The 18491-nt window shown below is 65.6% G+C and carries 14 protein-coding genes and 1 tRNA gene; 5 read left to right on the forward strand and 10 right to left on the reverse strand.

Annotation, left to right across the window (positions count from 1 at the left end; translation table 11 throughout):
- The first annotated feature begins 173 nt into the window (after window positions 1-173).
- Together QTI04_RS21495 and QTI04_RS21500 are read left to right on the forward strand one after the other, a co-directional pair.
- Window positions 174-5972, forward strand: a complete 5799-nt coding sequence (locus QTI04_RS21495) for a HAMP domain-containing protein (protein ID WP_286617514.1) — start codon at window positions 174-176, stop codon at window positions 5970-5972.
- On the forward strand, window positions 5963-8191 hold the full coding sequence (locus QTI04_RS21500) for a response regulator (RefSeq protein ID WP_286617516.1): 2229 nt from the start codon (window positions 5963-5965) through the stop codon (window positions 8189-8191). Before QTI04_RS21495 ends, QTI04_RS21500 begins: the two co-directional genes overlap by 10 nt.
- A 12-nt stretch (window positions 8192-8203) precedes the next feature.
- Here the strand turns inward: QTI04_RS21500 and QTI04_RS21505 are convergent, their stop codons facing one another.
- The 3 genes from QTI04_RS21505 to QTI04_RS21515 all read right to left on the reverse strand — a co-directional run bounded on the left by QTI04_RS21505 (window position 8204) and on the right by QTI04_RS21515 (window position 10766).
- The gene (locus QTI04_RS21505; RefSeq protein ID WP_286617517.1) at window positions 8204-8452 is read right to left on the reverse strand and encodes a hypothetical protein; all 249 of its coding nucleotides are present in this window, start codon (window positions 8450-8452) and stop codon (window positions 8204-8206) included.
- Window positions 8453-8592: 140 nt separating this feature from the next.
- Complete coding sequence (locus QTI04_RS21510; RefSeq protein ID WP_286617519.1) at window positions 8593-9570, reverse strand: tripartite tricarboxylate transporter substrate-binding protein; 978 nt, start codon at window positions 9568-9570, stop codon at window positions 8593-8595.
- A gap of 29 nt (window positions 9571-9599) precedes the next feature.
- Complete coding sequence (locus tag QTI04_RS21515) at window positions 9600-10766, reverse strand: mandelate racemase/muconate lactonizing enzyme family protein (protein ID WP_286598226.1); 1167 nt, start codon at window positions 10764-10766, stop codon at window positions 9600-9602.
- Window positions 10767-10869: 103 nt separating this feature from the next.
- On the opposite strand from QTI04_RS21515, the gene QTI04_RS21520 reads away from it, so the two are divergent.
- Entirely contained in the window at window positions 10870-11769 is a 900-nt protein-coding gene (locus QTI04_RS21520; RefSeq protein WP_286598227.1) for a LysR substrate-binding domain-containing protein, read from the forward strand.
- Window positions 11770-11787: 18 nt separating this feature from the next.
- Here the strand turns inward: QTI04_RS21520 and QTI04_RS21525 are convergent, their stop codons facing one another.
- Window positions 11788-12021: a DUF2789 domain-containing protein gene (locus QTI04_RS21525; RefSeq protein ID WP_286598228.1), complete on the reverse strand. Its 234-nt coding sequence runs from the start codon at window positions 12019-12021 to the stop codon at window positions 11788-11790.
- A 373-nt stretch (window positions 12022-12394) separates the two neighbouring features.
- Here QTI04_RS21525 and QTI04_RS21530 point away from each other — a divergent pair, with 373 nt between their 5' ends.
- Window positions 12395-12784, forward strand: a complete 390-nt coding sequence (locus tag QTI04_RS21530; protein ID WP_286617610.1) for a YkvA family protein — start codon at window positions 12395-12397, stop codon at window positions 12782-12784.
- A gap of 95 nt (window positions 12785-12879) precedes the next feature.
- Here QTI04_RS21530 and QTI04_RS21535 read toward each other — a convergent pair.
- From QTI04_RS21535 to QTI04_RS21555, 5 genes are all read right to left on the reverse strand, one after another.
- Window positions 12880-12955, reverse strand: a tRNA-Asn gene (locus QTI04_RS21535).
- 124 nt (window positions 12956-13079) lie between these two features.
- Window positions 13080-13988: a thiamine phosphate synthase gene (locus tag QTI04_RS21540; RefSeq protein ID WP_286617521.1), complete on the reverse strand. Its 909-nt coding sequence runs from the start codon at window positions 13986-13988 to the stop codon at window positions 13080-13082.
- Between the two features lie 42 nt (window positions 13989-14030).
- On the reverse strand, window positions 14031-14849 hold the full coding sequence (locus QTI04_RS21545) for a thiazole synthase (protein WP_286617525.1): 819 nt from the start codon (window positions 14847-14849) through the stop codon (window positions 14031-14033).
- Between the two features lie 15 nt (window positions 14850-14864).
- Window positions 14865-15062, reverse strand: a complete 198-nt coding sequence (gene thiS / locus QTI04_RS21550; RefSeq protein WP_286598231.1) for a sulfur carrier protein ThiS — start codon at window positions 15060-15062, stop codon at window positions 14865-14867.
- Entirely contained in the window at window positions 15059-16171 is a 1113-nt protein-coding gene (locus tag QTI04_RS21555) for an FAD-dependent oxidoreductase (protein ID WP_286617526.1), read from the reverse strand. Before QTI04_RS21555 ends, thiS begins: the two co-directional genes overlap by 4 nt.
- Before the next feature lie 148 nt (window positions 16172-16319).
- Between QTI04_RS21555 and thiD the strand changes: the two genes are divergently transcribed.
- Complete coding sequence (gene thiD, locus QTI04_RS21560; protein ID WP_286617527.1) at window positions 16320-17165, forward strand: bifunctional hydroxymethylpyrimidine kinase/phosphomethylpyrimidine kinase; 846 nt, start codon at window positions 16320-16322, stop codon at window positions 17163-17165.
- On the opposite strand, the gene QTI04_RS21565 is transcribed toward thiD, so the two are convergent.
- Entirely contained in the window at window positions 17110-18447 is a 1338-nt protein-coding gene (locus QTI04_RS21565; RefSeq protein WP_286617528.1) for a cytosine permease, read from the reverse strand. The two genes, thiD and QTI04_RS21565, sit on opposite strands and share 56 nt — an antisense overlap.
- Window positions 18448-18491: the final 44 nt, after the last annotated feature.

Consider the following 18491-nt stretch of genomic DNA (forward strand, 5'->3'; position numbering starts at 1 on the left):
GTCCCCCGCCTACGCATCAAAGTGCCGGGCTCCGACAAGTCGCCTGGGGGTGAACTCCATAGGCCGGAATACGATCTTTCGCCGCAGGGGGCTCGGACTGCGAAGGAGGGGGCGCGTAACCCCGCAAAGGCCTCATTGCGTTCCATTCAACGCGCGTTTCCATCGAGGCATTCATGAACGTCATCGACCAGGTTTCCCCCTCGGACACCGTGCAGCACATGGTGGTTTTGCTCGATGCGATGACCCGGCTGCGCAAGGGAGATCCCAAGGTTCGGCTTCCTGCGCATTGGGACGGCCTCTCCGGGAAAGTCGCGGACACCTTCAACGGCCTGGTCGAGCAGAACGCCATGCTGGCTTCGGAGCTGACGCGTCTGCGGCAAGTCGTCGGCAAGGAGGGCAAGCTCAAGCAGCGGGCGGTGATGCACGAGGCGCGTGGTTTCTGGGGTGAGTCGATCGCCTGCGTCAATTCCCTCATCGACGACCTGGTGCATCCGACCAGCGAGGTCGCGCGGGTCATCGGCGCCGTAGCGCAGGGCGACCTGTCCAAGAGCATGGCGCTCGAGGTCGAAGGCCGCGAACTCGAAGGCGAGTTCCTGCGCACCGCCAGGACGATCAACAAGATGGTCGAGCAGCTCGGCAACTTCTCGGCCGAAGTCACGCGTGTGGCGCGCGAGGTGGGCACGGAAGGCAAGCTGGGCGGGCAGGCCAAGGTCAAGGGCGTGGCCGGCACCTGGAAGGACCTGACGGACTCGGTGAATTCCATGGCCGGCAACCTGACCGACCAGGTGCGCAACATCGCCGACGTCACGACGGCCGTCGCCAAGGGCGACCTCTCCAAGAAGATCGACGTCGACGTGAAGGGCGAGTTCCTGACGCTGAAGAACACCATCAACACGATGGTCGACCAGTTGCGTTCGTTCGCCTCCGAGGTCACTCGCGTGGCGCGTGAAGTTGGCACCGAAGGTTCGCTCGGCGGGCAGGCGCGTGTCGAGGGCGTGTCGGGCACCTGGAAGGACCTCACGGATTCCGTGAACTCCATGGCGGGCAATCTCACCAGCCAGGTGCGCAACATCGCCGACGTGACCAAGGCGGTGGCCGCCGGCGACCTGTCCAAGAAGATCACGGTGGACGGCAAGGGTGAAATCCTGGAGTTGAAGAACACCGTCAACACGCTGGTCGACCAGTTGCGCTCGTTCGCGGCCGAAGTCACGCGGGTGGCGCGAGAGGTCGGCACAGAGGGCAAGCTGGGTGGGCAGGCCGACGTGCAAGGCGTGGCGGGCACCTGGAAGGATCTGACGGATTCGGTGAATTCCATGGCTGGCAACCTGACAAGCCAGGTCCGCAACATCGCCGACGTGACCAAGGCCGTGGCGGCGGGTGATCTCTCGAAGAAGATCACCGTCGACGTGAAGGGCGAGATCCTCGAACTCAAGGCCACCATCAACACGATGGTGGACCAGCTGCGCTCCTTCGCGGCCGAAGTCACGCGCGTGGCCCGCGAGGTGGGCACCGAAGGCAAGCTCGGCGGGCAGGCCGACGTGCAGGGCGTGGCCGGCACCTGGAAGGACCTCACGGAATCCGTCAACTTCATGGCGGGCAACCTCACCAGCCAGGTGCGCAACATCGCGGACGTGACCAAGGCCGTGGCGGCGGGTGACCTTTCCAAGAAGATCTCGGTCGATACCAAGGGCGAGATCCTGGAGCTGACCAACACGATCAACACCATGGTGGACCAGCTGTCGTCCTTCGCTGCCGAAGTGACGCGCGTCGCGCGCGAGGTGGGCACGGAGGGCAAGCTCGGCGGCCAGGCCGATGTGCAAGGCGTGGCCGGGACCTGGAAAGACCTCACCGAATCGGTGAACTCGATGGCGTCCAACCTGACCTCGCAGGTGCGCAACATCGCCGACGTGACCAAGGCCGTCGCGGCAGGTGACCTTTCCAAGAAGATCACGGTCGACGTGAAGGGCGAGATCCTCGAACTGAAGAACACCGTGAACACCATGGTGGACCAGTTGCGTTCGTTCGCCGCAGAGGTGACGCGGGTCGCACGCGAGGTGGGGACCGAAGGCATCCTGGGCGGGCAGGCCGACGTGCAAGGCGTCGCCGGCACGTGGAAGGACCTCACGGAGTCGGTCAACTTCATGGCGGGCAATCTGACCTCGCAGGTGCGCAATATCGCGGAGGTGACCACTGCCGTGGCCGCGGGCGACCTGTCGAAGAAGATCACCGTGGACGTGAAAGGCGAGATATCGGAGCTCAAGAACACCGTCAACACGATGGTGGATCAGTTGCGGTCCTTCGCTGCCGAAGTGACCCGCGTCGCGCTGGAGGTGGGCACCGAGGGCATCCTGGGCGGGCAGGCCGATGTGCAGGGCGTTGCCGGCACGTGGAAGGACCTCACGGACTCCGTCAACCTGATGGCCTCCAATCTCACCTCGCAGGTGCGCAACATCGCGGACGTGACCAAGGCGGTAGCGGCCGGGGACCTCTCCAAGAAGATCACGGTGGACGTGAAGGGAGAGATCCTGGAGCTGAAGGCCACCATCAACACCATGGTGGACCAGCTGTCGTCCTTCGCCGCGGAGGTGACCCGCGTCGCGCGCGAGGTGGGCACCGAAGGGCGGCTGGGTGGACAGGCCCAGGTGCGCGATGTGTCCGGCACCTGGAAGGACCTCACCGAAAACGTCAACTTCATGGCCGGCAACCTGACGAGCCAGGTGCGGGGCATCGCGAAGGTGGTGACGGCGGTGGCCGACGGCGACCTGAAGCAGAAGCTGACCGTGGAAGCCAAGGGTGAGATCGCTGCGCTGGCAGAGACGATCAACAGCATGACGGACACGCTCGCCACCTTTGCCGATCAGGTCACGACGGTGGCGCGCGAGGTGGGTGTCGAAGGCAAGCTCGGCGGGCAGGCGAAGGTGCCCGGCGCGTCCGGCACCTGGAAGGGCCTGACCGAGAACGTCAACCAGCTCGCCGCCAATCTCACGACACAGGTGCGCGCCATCGCCGAGGTCGCGACGGCTGTGACGCAGGGCGACCTGACGCGGTCCATCACGGTCGAGGCGCAAGGGGAAGTCGCCGCGCTGAAAGACACGATCAACGAAATGATCCGCAACCTGAAAGACACGACCCAGAAGAACACCGAACAGGACTGGCTCAAGACCAACCTCGCCAAGTTCAGCCGGATGCTGCAGGGGCAGAAGGATCTGCTGACGGTGGGGCAGCTGATCCTTTCCGAACTGGCGCCGGTGGTCGGCGCGCAGCAGGCGGAGTTCTATGTGCTCACGAACAGCGGCGGCTCCGCCAAGCTGAAGCTCTTCGCGAGCTATGCGTCTGGCGGCCAGAGCTCGCACGGCAAGGAGATCGACATCGGGCAGGGACTGGTCGGCCAGTGCGCGATCGAGAAGTCGAAGATCCTGCTGACGAACGTGCCGAGCACCGCCTTCAAGGTGGCGACTGGGCTGAGCGAAGGCGCGGCGATGGATGTGATCGTGCTGCCGGTAGTGTTCGAGGACGAAGTGCGCGGCGTGCTGGAGCTGGCATCGCTCGAACGATTCAATCCGGCGCACCAGGCCTTCCTCGACCAGCTGACCGAGTCGATCGGCATCGTCATCAACACCATCTCCGCGAACATGCGAACGGAGGACTTGTTGACGCAGTCGCAGTCGCTCGCGGAAGAACTCCAGAGCCGGCAGCAGGAGCTGCAGCAGACCAACGAGGCGCTGCAGGAGAAGGCCCGCCTGCTGGTGCACCAGAACCAGGAGGTCGAGCGCAAGAACCAGGAGGTCGAGCAGGCCCGCCAGGCGCTGGAAGAGAAGGCCGAACAACTCGCGTTGACCTCCAAGTACAAGTCCGAATTTTTGGCCAACATGTCGCACGAGTTGCGCACGCCGCTCAACAGCCTGCTGATCCTGTCGGACCAGCTGTGCAAGAACGGCGATGGCAACCTCACGCCGCGCCAGGTCGAGTTCGCGAAGACGATTCATCTTTCCGGCAACGACCTGCTGATGCTGATCAACGACATCCTGGACCTGTCGAAGATCGAGTCGGGCACGGTGGCCGTGGAGGTGAGCGAAGTGCGGCTGGAGGAACTGCGCCGCTCCGTCGAGCGCAGCTTCCGCCACGTGGCCGAGTCCAAGCACGTGGACTTCGAGATCAATGTGGTAGAGCCGCTGCCGGAGACGATCGTGACCGACGTCAAGCGGCTGCAGCAGATCATCAAGAACCTGCTTTCGAACGCGTTCAAGTTCACGCATCGCGGGTCGGTTTCGCTGTCCGTCAGGCGGGTCGAATCCGGCTGGTCGCGCGACGCCGAGGAACTCGGCCGGGCCAGCCATGTGCTGGCGTTCGCGGTCTCGGACACGGGCATCGGCATTTCCGCCGACAAGCAGCAGATCGTGTTCGAGGCGTTCCAGCAAGCCGACGGATCCACCTCCCGCAAGTACGGCGGCACCGGGCTGGGTCTGGCGATCAGCCGCGAGCTCGCACGACTGCTGGGTGGCGAGATCCGATTGATCAGCACGCCGGCGCAGGGGAGCACCTTCACGCTCTACCTGCCCCAGAGCTACAGCCCTTCGCGCAGCGCGCGTTCGGTGCGAACGGGCGTCATCGACGCCGAAGTCGTGAGCAGGCCGGTGCGCAACCGCCTTGTCGATGCGCGGCCCGTCGCCTCGCCGGACATCGCGACCGTTGCAGGGACTGCCGACACTCCTCCAGCGGAGGACGACCTGGCCTCTCTGAACGTCGCAGGCGACGATCGTGACACGACGCTGGCTGGCGACGACGTCGCCCTGATCGTCGAGAACGACCTGGCCTTCGCCGAGGTTCTCATGCAGGCGGCGCGTGCCAGCGGCTTCAAGGCCCTGGTCAGCCCCAGCGGCGCGGGTGCGCTGACACTGGCGCGTGACTATCGCCCGAGCCTTATCACGCTGGACATCCACCTGCCGGACATGGACGGATGGCGCATCCTGGAGCGGCTCAAGAGCGATCTCGCGACGCGGCATGTGCCGGTGTGCGTGGTCTCCACGGACGACTCGCGTGCCCGGGCACTGCGTTCGGGTGCGCTGGGATTCCTTTCCAAGCCCCTGCAGTCGATCGACGAGGTCGAAGCGGCAATGGACCGCTTGCACCGCTATGTGCATAGCGCATCGCGCAAGTTGCTGGTGGCCGTATCCGGGGATTCGGCGGTACGCGAAGCCTGCCGCATGGCGTTCGACAGCGGTGCCGTCGACGTGGTGTGCGCGGACGGCGCCGACGAGGTGCGGCGAGAACTCGCCAGGGGCGACGTGGATTGCCTGATCACCGACGGCGGTGTGGCTGGCTTCACCCGACTGGATCTCGTCGATCCTCTGGAGCAGAGGTCGCCTGTCCAGCAACTCCCCGTGATCGTCTACGACCCGCAGGTGCCCGCGCATTCGCGGGCCGACGGAATTCCCGGGCTGGATTGGCGGCACGGGCAGGGCGAGGGCGCGTGGCGGAACGTGGAGACGCTGGATGAGCTCATCGAGGCTGGCACCTTCTTCCTGCACCGTCCGACCGCCGCCATGTCGGAGACTGAGCGCCGCGCGGTGGAGGCGGTGAACGATGTCTCGGGCAGCCTGGCCGGCAAGAAGGTGCTGATCGTCGACGACGACATCCGGAACATCTTCGCGCTGGCGACCGTGCTGGACCAGCAGGGCATGGTGATCGTTTCGGCCGAGAACGGCCGCGATGCGATCCGCCTCGTTCAGGAAGATGCCGAGATCGACATCGTCCTCATGGACATCATGATGCCGGAGATGGACGGCATGGAAACCATGCGGGAGCTGCGGCGCCTGCCGCGGGGCAAGCAGTTGCCGCTGGTGGCGGTCACCGCCAAGGCCATGAAGGGCGATCGCGAGAAGTGCATCGAAGCCGGCGCCTGGGACTACCTCTCCAAGCCGGTGGATACCGCCTATCTTCTCGTGGTGTTGCGAGGCTGGCTATGCCAGTGAGCCTTCCCGGCACGGCGATCCCGACCCCGCTCGGGCCGACCGACCGCGCCAACATCCTGATCGTGGACGACCTGCCCGAGAAGTTGCTCGTGTTCCAGACCGTCCTCGAGGATCTCGGGCAGAACCTCGTGCTGGTCCGCTCGGGCGAGGAAGCGCTCAGGGAACTGCTGCAGCGAGAGTTTGCGGTCATCCTGCTCGACGTGAACATGCCGGGCATGGACGGCTTCGAGACCGCGGCGCTGATTCGCCAGCATCGCCGCAGCGCCCACACGCCCATCATCTTCATCACCTCCTACGCCGACGAGATGCAGACCGCGCGCGGCTATTCGCTGGGCGCAGTCGACTACATGTTGTCGCCGCTGGTGCCGGAGATCCTGCGCAGCAAGGTCGGCGTGTTCGTGTCGCTCTACCTGATGCAGCGCGAGGTCCAGCTCCAGGCCGATGCGCGCGCGGCCATGATGGCCGCCGATGCCGCGCGGCGGGTCGCAGAGGAGAGTGACAGGCGCTCGGCGTACCTCGCTCATGCGAGCCGGGCGCTGAGCGTGTCGCTGGAGATCGACGTCGCGGCGGCCCAGTTGGCCGAAATGCTGGTGCCCGCGGTTGGCGCAGCCTCCGTCGTGCTGCCTTCGGACCCGGACTTCTCGCCGTGCAAGGCGGTGGTGGCCGCGCGAGCGCGATCGGGCGGTCGGCCGATCGTTTCGAGGATCGACGGGGCACTCGACGGGCTGCTGGCTGCGGCGCTCGGCAACGCCATCGAACAGGGATCCTTCGTTTCCCTGGCCCCGGGGGGGCTGGGTGCATTGGATGCCGGCTCGCTCGGCCTCGCCGGCAGTGCGGCATCGCTGCCGCCGATCCGTTGGGCGGGCGCGATGCCCTTGATCTTCGGCGGCAGGGTGTTGGGTGCGTTGCTGGTCCTGTCGGGAAATGATCCGGTCGAGCAGGCCGGCGCCGACAAGGCATTGCTCGAAGAGCTTGCGGTGCGTGCGGCGGCGGCGTTCGAGAACGCGAGGCTCTACGGGGTGCTGCAGCGCGAGATCGCCGAGCGGAAGGCCGCGCAGGAGGAACTGCAGCAAGCCGACCAGCGCAAGGACGAGTTCCTTGCCATGATGTCCCACGAACTGCGCAACCCTCTGGCGCCCATCCACACGGCGGTCGAAGTGATCCGGAGAGTCGCGGCACCGAACCCCAAGGTGTCGTGGGCACTGGACATCGCGAACCGGCAACTCCAGCAGATGACCCGTCTCATCGAGGAACTGCTGGACGTCACACGCATCAGCCAGGGCAAGATCACCTTGAAGCGCGAGTCGATGGACCTCAACAAGGTCATCGCGCACAGCGTGGAGACGATCCAGCCGGCGATCAAGAGCCGCCACCAGACCCTGAGCGTGAACATCCCGGAACGACCCGCCTGGCTGCACGGCGATGCGGCAAGGCTCACCCAGGTGATTGCCAACCTGCTTCACAACGCATCGAAGTACAGCCCCGAAGGCACGCACATCGCCCTGACGTCGACGATCGAGGATCGCGAGGTGGTGGTGACGGTCAGCGACCAGGGCATTGGCATCGATGACGAACTGCTCCCTCGCATATTCGATCTGTTCGCACAGGGGAAGCGTGGACTCGATCGCTCACAGGGCGGTCTGGGCGTCGGGCTGACCTTGGCGCGGAGGTTGACCGAGATGCATGGCGGGCGCATCGAGGCCATCAGCTTCGGCAAGGACAAAGGCTCGGAGTTCAGGGTGCGCTTGCCCTGCATCACCCTGGTCCGCCAGGAGGCCAAGGCGGCGCAACCGGCGCAGGCCGTCGGCGAAGGGCCGGCGCAGCTGATCCTCGTCGTGGACGACAACCATGACGCCGCGCATGCGATGGCGACGGTCCTGGAAACGGACGGACATACCGTGCTGACCGCCTCGGATGGCGAGGAGGCCTTGGAGGCAGCTTCAGTGCACTGCCCGACAGTCGTGGTCCTCGATATCGGACTGCCCTTGCTGAATGGCTACGAGGTGGCCCGGCGACTGCGCCAGATGCAACAGACGGAGAACGTGTTGCTCATTGCGCTGACCGGCTATGGGCAGAAAGAGGACCGGCAGACTGCATTCGAGGCCGGCTTCAATCATCACTTCGTCAAACCCGCGGATGCGACTGCCTTGCTGAACTGCATCAGGACGTGGCGCCATTCGCGGCCGGACGACAGCGCCGACGTCCAAGCCGGCGTGTAGGCCATTGCGAGGCTAGACGGCGTCTTTCAAGGCCTTCTTGGCCTTGTCAGCCGAGTTCTGCGACCGGTTCTTGTGATAGCCCGACTTGACGTTGTTGACCGCCTTCCCGACCGGTCCGCTCTTCTTGGCTTCACTGTCCGCTCGCTTTTCGTCGATCTTGTGCTTGGCCGCGTCGGTGGCCTCGGAGGCGGCCTTGCCCACTTGGGCCGTGGCGGCGAGGACGGTGAGGGAGGCGGCGAGAGCGAACAAGATCTTCTTCATTGGGTTTTCCGGATATTGATTGGGCGATCCGGATGGTTGCAGCGCTTGGCGAGCCGCCTTGTCAGCCGCGACCGCGCGCGGCTCGGTCACAACATCGACAAGCGGTGTCAGCGTCTCTCGTCTCACCGCAGCAAACGCCCTCAATCCGCGTACTCGCCCGCGTCCTTGATCACCTTCGACCACCGCGCCTTTTCGGCTTCGACGAACTTCCTGTGACCGGCAGGGTCGACCCGGTCGTCACTTGCCACGGTGAGGCCAAGCGCCTCCTCGCGCTTGATCAGTTCGGGATCCTTCAACGCGGCACGCAGCGCAGTGTTGAGCATGGCGATCACATCCGGCGGCGTGCCGCGGGGGGCGTACAAGCCGTGCCAGACTTGGACATTGAAGTCCTTCAGTCCGGATTCCGACAGCGTCGGCGTGTCCTTGAGCGCTGCAAGCGGGAGCTTCTGCAAACTGGTGCCGCCATAGACCTTGACTTTCTTGCCCTCGATCTGCGGCACCGCGTTGGTGGCTTGCTCGCACATCAAGTCCACCTGCCCGCCGATGAGGTCGGTCATCGCCGGGGCTGTGCCCTTGTACGGGACTGGCGTCATGTCGGTCTTCAACGCACTTTGGAACATCAGGCCGCACAGGTGCGATGCGGAGCCGATTCCCGCGTTGGCGAGGTTCACCTTGCCGCCGTTCGACGCGATCCACTGGCGCAGCTCCGCGAAGTTGCCGGCCGCCAGACCTGGTTTGCCAATCAGGACGGAGGGCGCTTCATTGATCAGACCCAGTGTCTCGAAGTCGTCCGGCACCTTGTAGCTCAGCTTGCGGTACAGCGCTGGTGCGGTTGCCATGCCGATGTGATGCACCAGCAATGTGTAGCCGTCCGGTGTGGCCCTTGCAACTCGGGCCGAGCCGATCGTGCCGCCCGCGCCGACGGTGTTGTCGACGATCACCGTCTGGCCGAGAGGCTTCCGGAGCGCCTCGGCCAGGTCCCGGGCGATCTTGTCGCTGGGGCCACCGGCGGCGAATGGCACGACGAGCGTGACCGGCTTGTCGGGGAAGTCTGCGCAAGCCAGGGCGGCAGATCCGGCCAGGGCCAGGCCGGCGACGCAGCGCCAAAGTCTGTTCATGTCTTGTCTCCGTTGTGGTTGGTGCTGCGTCAGGCCGACAGGGCCTGCATCTCGCGGTACAGGTCCGCTTTGCCCTCGAAGCCGATACCGGGCAGGTCAGGCAGCGTCACGAAGCTGTTCTCGACCTTCACGCCATCCGGAAAGCCGCCGAAGGGCTGGAACAGATCCGGGTAGGACTCGTTTCCGCCGAGCCCGAGTCCCGCTGCGATGTTCAGCGACATCTGGTGCCCGCCGTGCGGGATGCAGCGGCTGGCCGACCAGCCATGCTCCTTGAGCATGTCGAGCGTGCGCAGGTACTCCACCAGGCCGTAGCTCAAGGCGCAGTCGAACTGCAGCCAGTCGCGATCCGGACGCATCCCGCCGTAGCGGATGAGGTTGCGTGCGTCCTGCATCGAGAAGAGATCCTCGCCCGTGGCCATCGGGTTCTTGTAGAAGTTGCGCAGGGCTGCCTGGAGTTCGAAGTCGAGCGGGTCGCCCGGTTCTTCGTACCAGAACAGGTCGTACTGCGACAGGGCCTTTGCATAGGCGATCGCGGTTTCGAGGTCGAAGCGACCGTTGGCATCGACGCAAAGCTTCTGGCCGTCCTGCAGCACTTCCATGATCGAGTCGATCCGGCGCAGGTCCTCGTCGAGCGAGGCGCCGCCGATCTTCTTCTTGACGACGGTGTAGCCGCGATCGATGTAGCTGCGCATCTCGTCCTTCAGCTTGTTGTGGTCCTGCCCTGGGTAGTAGTAGCCCCCGGCCGCATAGACGAAGATCTTGCGGTTCGGTTTCCCGTCGCCGTATCGGTCCGCGAGCAGTTGGAAGAGGGGCTTGCCTTCGATCTTCGCGACTGCATCCCAGACCGCCATGTCGATCGTGCCTATCGCCACCGAACGTTCACCATGACCGCCCGGCTTTTCGTTGGTGAACATCGTGTTCCAGATCTTGTGCGGATCGAGGTTGTCGCCGGTGGCATCGACGAGGGATGCCGGATCGGCTTCCAGGACACGCGGAATGAAGCGCTCGCGCATCAGCTTGCCTTGGCCATAGCGACCGTTCGAGTTGAAGCCGTATCCGATCACTGGCTTGCCGTCGCGGATCACGTCGGTGACCACGGCGACGAGGCTCAGCGTCATCTTGCTAAAGTCGATGTAGGCGTTGCGGATGGGCGAACTGATGGGGATGGTTTTCTCGCGAATTTCGACGATCTTCACATTGGCTCCAGAGGTTTTGGGTTGAGGACCTGAATGGTCTGCGCCGTGCGCTTTTTCGGCCAATGCTCTTTTTCGCTGCTTCTATGCGCTGGAAGAACCGCCCATGAATCTGATATGGCTTGAAGACTTCGTGGCCCTGGCCGCCACCGGCAATTTTTCGCGCGCGGCGGAGGACCGCCACAGCTCGCAGCCTGCGTTCAGCCGGCGCATTCGCGCGCTGGAAGAATGGGTGGGTGCAGACCTGTTCGACCGCAGCTCTCAACCGGCCCAACTGACCGAGGTCGGCGAGTGGTTTTCAGGCGTGGCCCAGGAGCTGATCGCCAAGGTCGCACGGGTGCCGGGTGAGGCCAGGAAGGTCGCCGAAGCCAGTTCGGTCACCTTGCGCATCGCATCCACGCATGCGCTCTCATTCACCTTCCTGCCGCGATGGCTGCGAAGTCTCGAATCGAATACGACGCTCGGGCCCGTGCAACTGATGTCCGACGTGCTCCAGCGTTGCGAAGCGCTGATGCTGCAGAGCAAGGTCCAGTTCGTCTTGACCCACGCGCATCCGAAGGCGCAAGGGGCCCTGGATGCGGAGCCTTACAGGTCGGTCCGGATCGGTGAGGATGGCCTGATCGCCATGTCCGCGCCGGACGCCGAGGGCAAGGCGCGTCATCAACTCACGCCTCATGGGGGATCGGCCTTGCCGGTGCTTCAGTACACCGACGAGTCAGGGCTGGGACGCATCATGCGCGCCGTGATCGGCCGCCGCTTGGAGACGATGCCCGTTCAGATCGTCTTCACCGCGCATCTTGCCTCGGTCCTCAGGACCATGGTGCTCGATGGGAGAGGGGTGGCGTGGCTGCCGCGGACGCTCGTCGAGGAAGACATTGGCGAGGGGCGGCTGGTCACGGCAGCGAGCAACGACTGGAACGTCCCTCTGGAGATCAGGCTCTATCGCGACGCCGAGCCTCTCGGCAAGGCGGCCGATGCGTTCTGGAATGCCGCCGCCGGGAGGTGATCGTTGCTGGAGGCCCGGTCAGGCGCGCAGCATCAAGTTCAGCTGATCGACGACCTCTGCCCAATCGGCATCCTCGCTGATTTCCTCGCGTAGGAACTGCGCCTGTCCGGCACTCCAGAACGGCGCATCCGCCAGTTGGAGCGAATTGCTCAATGGACGGTGCTGAGCGACGAACTGCTCGATTTCAGCGGACGTGTTGCCGAGCCCAAGCTGAGCGAACAGATCCTCGATTGTGTGGTTGCCTGAGTCCAATGGAATGCTCCTCGGTTTGCTTCGCTCACCAAAAGCGCCAGAACGGGCGCCGACGCGGTGACGAAGACTCCAGCGTGGCGCTCATCGTCGACGGGGGACCAAAGCGGCGCCGCACTTCGGTTTCGTGGCGATGGGCGGCTCCTCTCGCATCGCGGTGGCCGCGCAGGGCCAGCAGGCGAAGCTGGTGCGCGCGATCGAGCAACTCTTCGTCGGACAGTTCACCGGGCTCAGTCATGCCGCAATTCTGCACAGGGCCGGGCTCGCAGGCCAGTGCCGGCTGTCTCGCAGTTGCTTTTTCATCAACCGTCGTGGCGGTGCGTGCGTGGCGCCCGGCTATGGCAAGCTTGCGTGCTTATTCGAACGAGGGCACCGTTTGCCGATCCTCCAGGGCATCCGACAGTGGGCGCGCCGCGTCAAGCGTGACGCGTTGACGCTCTGGTTCGCCTATCGCCACCCGGCGACCACGTGGGTCCCGAAGGTGATGGCTGCCGTGGTCGTCGCCTACGCGCTCAGCCCCATCGATCTCATCCCCGACTTCATCCCGGTGCTGGGTTATGTCGACGATGCGCTCTTGCTGCCTGCGCTGATCTGGCTGACGATCCGCATGCTGCCGCAAGACGTGCTCGCCGACTGTCGCAACAAGGCCGATCAGTGGTTGGACAGCGGCAAGGCAAAGCCTCGCAGTGCCTGGGGCGCCGCGCTTGTCATCGCGATCTGGACGGGTGTGACCGTGCTTTTGTGGGCCTGGTTGCGAAGGCACTAGTCGCTTCGCGGGGACTTGCCAAACAAGGTGCCTAAAAAGGAAAAAGCCCGCTACAAAAAATGTAGCGGGCTTTCCAGAGGCCTTGCGGCTTGTAGTGGCTCCTCGACCTGGGCTCGAACCAGGGACCTACGGATTAACAGTCCGGCGCTCTACCGACTGAGCTATCGAGGAACAAGCCTCAGATTATAGCGTGCTTTTTTGGGCTCCTTCGGCAGACACCCATCGAATCTGCAATTTCTTCACAAGAATTTTTGAGCATCGAGTCGCTGGAGAAAGAGCACGTAAACGTAATCGTTCATTTTTCGTCGCAGATGGCCATCAGTCGGGCCGCTGCGGCCTCGGGATGGGTATCTGCCACCAGTGCGCGAACCACCGCCACGGAGCCCACGCCCGTTGCCAGCACTTCGGGCATGCGCGCCTCATCGACGCCGCCGATGCCCACTTGCGGATAACCGCGCAGGAGACGCGCGTAGGCGCCCAATCGCGCGACGCCTTGCGGCGCCGTCGCCATCTGCTTCAACGTGGTCGGGTAGACGGCGCCCATCGCGATGTAGCTCGGACTCACGGCGTCGGCGCGCACCATCTCTGCGTAGCCATGCGTGCTGACGCCCAGCCGAAGACCGGAGGCCCGAAGGGTCTGGAGGTCCGCCGACGAGAGGGCATCGAGATCTTCCTGGCCGAGATGAAGCCCGTAGGCGCGGGCAGCGATGGCGGCGCGCCAATGGTCGTTGATGAAGAGCAGGGCCTTGGTGCTTCGCACCGCCTCGACGGCTGCATGCACCTCGCGCTCGATGGCTTCGGCGTCGCCGGACTTGCAGCGCAATTGAACCGTGGGGACACCAGCGTGCGCCATGCGCCCGACCCATTGCGCATCGGGAAGCACGGCGTAGAGGCCGAGGTTCATGGGGCATTGGGGGAATGCGTCGTCTCGCGAGGACGGCGGGAAAGGGCGCATGCCGAAGTCGGCAGGGTTCTCGGGCCACGCATTCGCTTCGAACGAACCGGTGCGTTGCGTTTGTGCGCGCCATGCGTTGGCGAGGCATTCGGCGTCGACTTCGATGAAGCCGAGCGCCGCACAGGCCTGCTTCGCGCCGCGATACACGGCGTCGTCGGACGAGAAGGACGCTGCGGTGTCGGAGCTTTCTCCAAAACGCGGCGCGTGCGCCGCAACGATGGCTTGCGCGATGTCGTTGGAATCAGTCATTTGCGGTGATGGCGTCCATTGCATTGATCGAATTCATTGCGCTCATTGCGAAGCAGCGTGATGCCAGAACGGCGTGCCGAGGACCGGCGTGCTCGGCTGCGCGGATTCTTGTGCCGCCATCGCACCCGCACGATGCGCGTCCCGTCCGGCCTGCACCGCGTCCGCAAACGCACCGGCCATGGCGACGGGATCCTGCGCCAACGCGACGGCCGTGTTCAAGAGAACACCGTCGTATCCCCACTCCATGACCTGGCAGGCATGCGAAGGCAAACCCAGGCCGGCGTCGACGAGCAGCGGCACCGACAACCGTTCGCGCAGTACCTGCAACGCATAGGGATTGACGGGGCCGCGGCCGGTGCCGATCGGCGCTGCCCACGGCATCACCGCCTGGCAGCCGACGTCGACCAGACGCTGGCACAGGACCAGATCCTCGGTGCAATAGGGCAGCACCTGGAAGCCGTCGCGAATCAACTGCGACGCGGCGTCCACGAGGTTCAGTGTGTCGGGCTGCAGGGTGTAGTCGTCGCCGATCAGTTCGAGCTTGATCCACGGCGTGTCGAAAAGCTCGCGCGCCATCTGTGCTGTCGCGATCACCTCCTGGACGCTGTGGCAGCCGGCCGTGTTCGGGAGCACCGGCACGTCGAGACGTCGCAGCAGTTCCCAGAAGCCGTTGTCGCTGCCGGAAGCGGTGGGCGTCGCGGTCTGGCGTCGCAGCGAGGCTGTGAGCATCGCGGGCCGCGCGCGGCGGACAGCCGCTTCGAGCACATCCGGCGACGGATAGCGCGCGGTGCCCAGCAGCAGGCGGCTCTGGAAGGTCTGGCCGTACAGGACGAGCGGGTCTTGGGTGGATGCAGTGGTCATGGCGTGGCCTGGGTTCTAGCCGCCCGTCACGGGGCGGATCACTTCGATGCGGTCGTCCGGTTGCAGCGGGTGCGATGCGTAGTTCGAGCGCGGTACGAATTGACGGTTGACGGCCGCGGCAAAGGGCGGCGTCGCGTTGATGAGGACGAGCGCGTCCGACAGCTTCGCCTCGGGCGGCAGCGTGTGGGGCTCGTCGTTGATCAGGATGTTCATGGCACTGTGGGTTCCAGGCTGGGCGCCATGTCGAAGCGGCTTGCAAGCGCGGAATGGCCGGTCGCGAGCAGTTCCATGACGACGTCGAGGATGGCGGGCGCGATCATGAAGCCGTGGCGATAGAGGCCGTTGACCTGGATCACGCCCGGCCGCGGCTGGCGCACGGCCGGAAGATTGTCGGGCAGGGTGGGCCGGCATTGCGTCGCGATCTCGACGATGCGTGCTTCCGCGAAACCGCTGTGCACCGAGTAGGCGGCGCTCAGCAGTTCGAGCGTCGATCGCACGCTGGCGGGCGACATGTCGTCCGATTCGATTTCGGTCGCGCCGATCACGAACACGTTGTCGGGCTTGGGCGCGATGTAGAGCGGATAACGTGGGTGCACGAGGCGTGTGGGCCGCTGCAATGTCACCTCGGGCGCGTGAACACGGATGACTTCGCCGCGCACGCCGCGCAGGGCGTTCCATTGGGGGCGCGCGCCGAGGCCACGGCAGTCGATCACGCGTTCGGGCTGGCCGGGCTCGCCCGGTGTGAAGTCATCGGTGGTTCGGGGCGCGTGCCAGTGCAGGCGAACTTGGGACGACGCCTGCAGCGTCGCGAGCAGGGCGGCGAGCAGCGCGCGGTTGTCGAGCTGGCCTTCGTCGGGCAGCAACAGCCCCTGTGCAAAACGCTGGCCCAGCGAAGGCTCCAGCGCCGCGATGCCGGCCGCGTCGAGCGATTTCATCGCAGGCAGTTCGGGCACGACTTCGCCGGTACGCGCGAGGACACGGGCGAGGCGCGCGGCCTCCGATGCGTCCTGTCGATGCCACAGCACCAGCGTGCCTTCGCGCTGGAAGAACGCGGGCGCGGTCAGCGATGCAATCAGTGTCGGCCAGCGGTCGAGCGCGTAGTGGCCCATGCGCACCACCGAAGCCGGCGCGACGGCGGATTCCGCCAGCGGCGCCAGCATCGCGGCCGCGACGCGGGCGGCCGCGCCTTCGGCCTCGGGCCCGCCTGCTTCGAAGAGTTCAACCCCGCAACCGGCCTGCGCCAACGTCACCGCGAGCAGGCGCCCCATGAGGCCGGCGCCGAGGATCGCGGCGGAGCGAAATGGAAGATCGACCTTGTTCATGTCAACTCACCGCGCGCCGATCGAATCCGGCGCGTCCAAAAATCCAGGAATACCGCGGAACCGGCTCCGCCGGGCCGCCGGTATTGCCCCCCGGAGAGGGGGTGCCCGAGCCACACGAAGTGGGCGAGGCTGGGGGTAAGCTCGTGTCATGACTATTGCATTTTCCCGCTACGCCCGCGTGCTCTCGATCGCAGGTTCCGACAGCGGCGGCGGCGCCGGCATCCAGGCCGATCTCAAGACTTTCGCGGCGCTGGGCTGCTACGGCATGACGGCCATCACCGCGCTCACCGCGCAGAACACGCTCGGCGTGTCGGGCATCCACGGCGTGCCACCGGCCTTTCTGAAGGCGCAGATTCAGGCGGTGGTCGAGGACATCGGCGTCGATGCCGTCAAGCTCGGCATGCTGCATGCGCCCGAGATCGTCGAAGTCGTGGCCTGGGCCATCGATCACTACAAGCTTCCGAACGTGGTGCTCGATCCGGTGATGGTCGCCACCAGCGGCGACAGGCTGATCGCTGCGGAAACCGTTCAGGTGCTGGTGCGCGACCTCTTTCCGCGCGCGGCGGTGGTCACGCCCAATCTGGACGAGGCGGCGCTGCTCATCGGCCATGCGATCGACGGCGTCGATGCCCTGGACGAAGCGGCCAGCGAACTGCTCGCGCTGGGTGCCAGCGCCGTCTTGCTCAAGGGTGGGCATCTGCCGGGCGACGACGTGGTTGACCTGCTGGCGGAGGCCGGCGGCGACAGGCTGCGGCTCTCGTCGGCGCGCATCGCCAGTCGCAACCTCCACGGCACGGGCTGCACGCTGTCGTCGGCCATTGCCGCCCACCTGGCGCTCGGCTACGCATTGCCCCAGGCGGTGGAACGCGCGCGCGGCTACGTGGTCGCCGCCATGGAGGCGGGCGCGGATGTCAAGGTGGGTGCGGGCCACGGACCTCTCAACCACGGCTTTGCGCCAATGCCGACGGTCCGCTTGCCGGCGACGGACGCGTGACCCACGCCAGCACGAAGGTGATCGCCAGGGTCGGCAGCGCGGAGCCCCACTGAGGCGCCCAGGCAGCGCAGCCGTGATAGATGGCGATGCCGCCGATCCAGATGGCCGCAGCGGCAATGTCCACGCGGCGTGCGCCGACCGCCACGACGGAGCCGCCCGAGCCCAATCGCCCGAGGATCACGCCGTAGAGCGGCACGAAGACCGAGCTCAGCAGCAGCAGGAAGGGTTCGAGCGAGTGCATCGGCAGCACCAGCGCGAAGCCGATGCAGACCACGGCGAGAAGCAGGCCCCAGCGCCGCACGCTCCAGCGCGGCTGCAGACTGTGGGCCGAGACCGAGCCTGAATAGACGTCGCCATAGGCGTTGTCGAGTTCATCGATCAGGATCAGGCCCAGTGCAACCAGCCCGCCTTGCGCCAGCAGCAGCGCCGTGACCAGGCCGGCGCCGGGCTCCGCAACGCTCACCACCATGACGCCGAGCGCATAGCACCAGATGTTGGCCACCGCGTAGCCGATCCACGTTCCGCTGAACGCGCCGCCCAGTCTGCCCGAACTGCGCCTGCCGTGGCGCGCGTAGTCGGCGACCAGCGGAAGCCAGGACACAGGCATCGCGATCACCAGGTCGAGCGCACCGAACATCCCCATGCTCCCGTCGCCCGGTCGCGTCCAGAAGGCGTCCAGGCCCTTGGCATGGAGCCGCGTCGCGAACTGCCACGTCAGCCACAGGAGAGAGAGCACCACCAGCGGCAGGCCGAAGCGACTGACGAAGCGGCGCACCAGCTTGACCATGGAGCCTGCCAGAAGGGCGAGCAGCACGGCGCCCCAGAGCAGTGTCGTCACCAGCGAACCCAGGCTGCCGTCGAGCGACCAGCCGAACGCCTGGCGGCCAATGGCCTGGGTGCCCTCGCGCATGATCACGATCTCGAAAGTGGTCCAGCCGATCAGCTGCACGATGTTCAGCACCACCGGGAGGCGAGCAAAGGCGCTGCCGTAAGTGGCGTGCATCAGGCCCGCGCTGGCGAGCCCGCTCTCGCAGCCCAGGCGCGCGGTCCATGCCAGCAGGCCGGCGCCGATGCACGAGCCCAGCACGATCGCGAAGACCGCGTCACGCGTTCCGACCGCCGGCACCAGGTAGGCGCCGATCTGCATCACCAGCAGGCCGACCCCGAGGCTGAACCACAGCGCCATGTGGTCGTGCCACCGAAAGACGCGTCCGGCCTCCTGCAGGGGCGTCAGCGCCTCGTTGGCGCCGTTGCGTGCGGCATCGTTGTTCGTGTTTGCCATCCATTTGCTCCAATGCAAATTGTTTGGCAGGTGGGCGAGGCCCG

This window comes from Variovorax sp. J22R115, assembly GCF_030317005.1.
GTDB lineage: Bacteria > Pseudomonadota > Gammaproteobacteria > Burkholderiales > Burkholderiaceae_C > Variovorax.

Coding starts and splice junctions, on each gene's coding strand:
- QTI04_RS21495 (WP_286617514.1), top strand. CDS start 174: ATGAACGTCATCGACCAGGTTTCCCCCTCGGACACCGTGCAGCACATG.
- QTI04_RS21500 (WP_286617516.1), top strand. CDS start 5,963: ATGCCAGTGAGCCTTCCCGGCACGGCGATCCCGACCCCGCTCGGGCCG.
- QTI04_RS21505 (WP_286617517.1), bottom strand. CDS start 8,452: ATGAAGAAGATCTTGTTCGCTCTCGCCGCCTCCCTCACCGTCCTCGCC.
- QTI04_RS21510 (WP_286617519.1), bottom strand. CDS start 9,570: ATGAACAGACTTTGGCGCTGCGTCGCCGGCCTGGCCCTGGCCGGATCT.
- QTI04_RS21520 (WP_286598227.1), top strand. CDS start 10,870: ATGAATCTGATATGGCTTGAAGACTTCGTGGCCCTGGCCGCCACCGGC.
- QTI04_RS21540 (WP_286617521.1), bottom strand. CDS start 13,988: ATGACTGATTCCAACGACATCGCGCAAGCCATCGTTGCGGCGCACGCG.
- QTI04_RS21545 (WP_286617525.1), bottom strand. CDS start 14,849: ATGACCACTGCATCCACCCAAGACCCGCTCGTCCTGTACGGCCAGACC.
- thiS (WP_286598231.1), bottom strand. CDS start 15,062: ATGAACATCCTGATCAACGACGAGCCCCACACGCTGCCGCCCGAGGCG.
- QTI04_RS21555 (WP_286617526.1), bottom strand. CDS start 16,171: ATGAACAAGGTCGATCTTCCATTTCGCTCCGCCGCGATCCTCGGCGCC.
- thiD (WP_286617527.1), top strand. CDS start 16,320: ATGACTATTGCATTTTCCCGCTACGCCCGCGTGCTCTCGATCGCAGGT.
- QTI04_RS21565 (WP_286617528.1), bottom strand. CDS start 18,447: ATGGCAAACACGAACAACGATGCCGCACGCAACGGCGCCAACGAGGCG.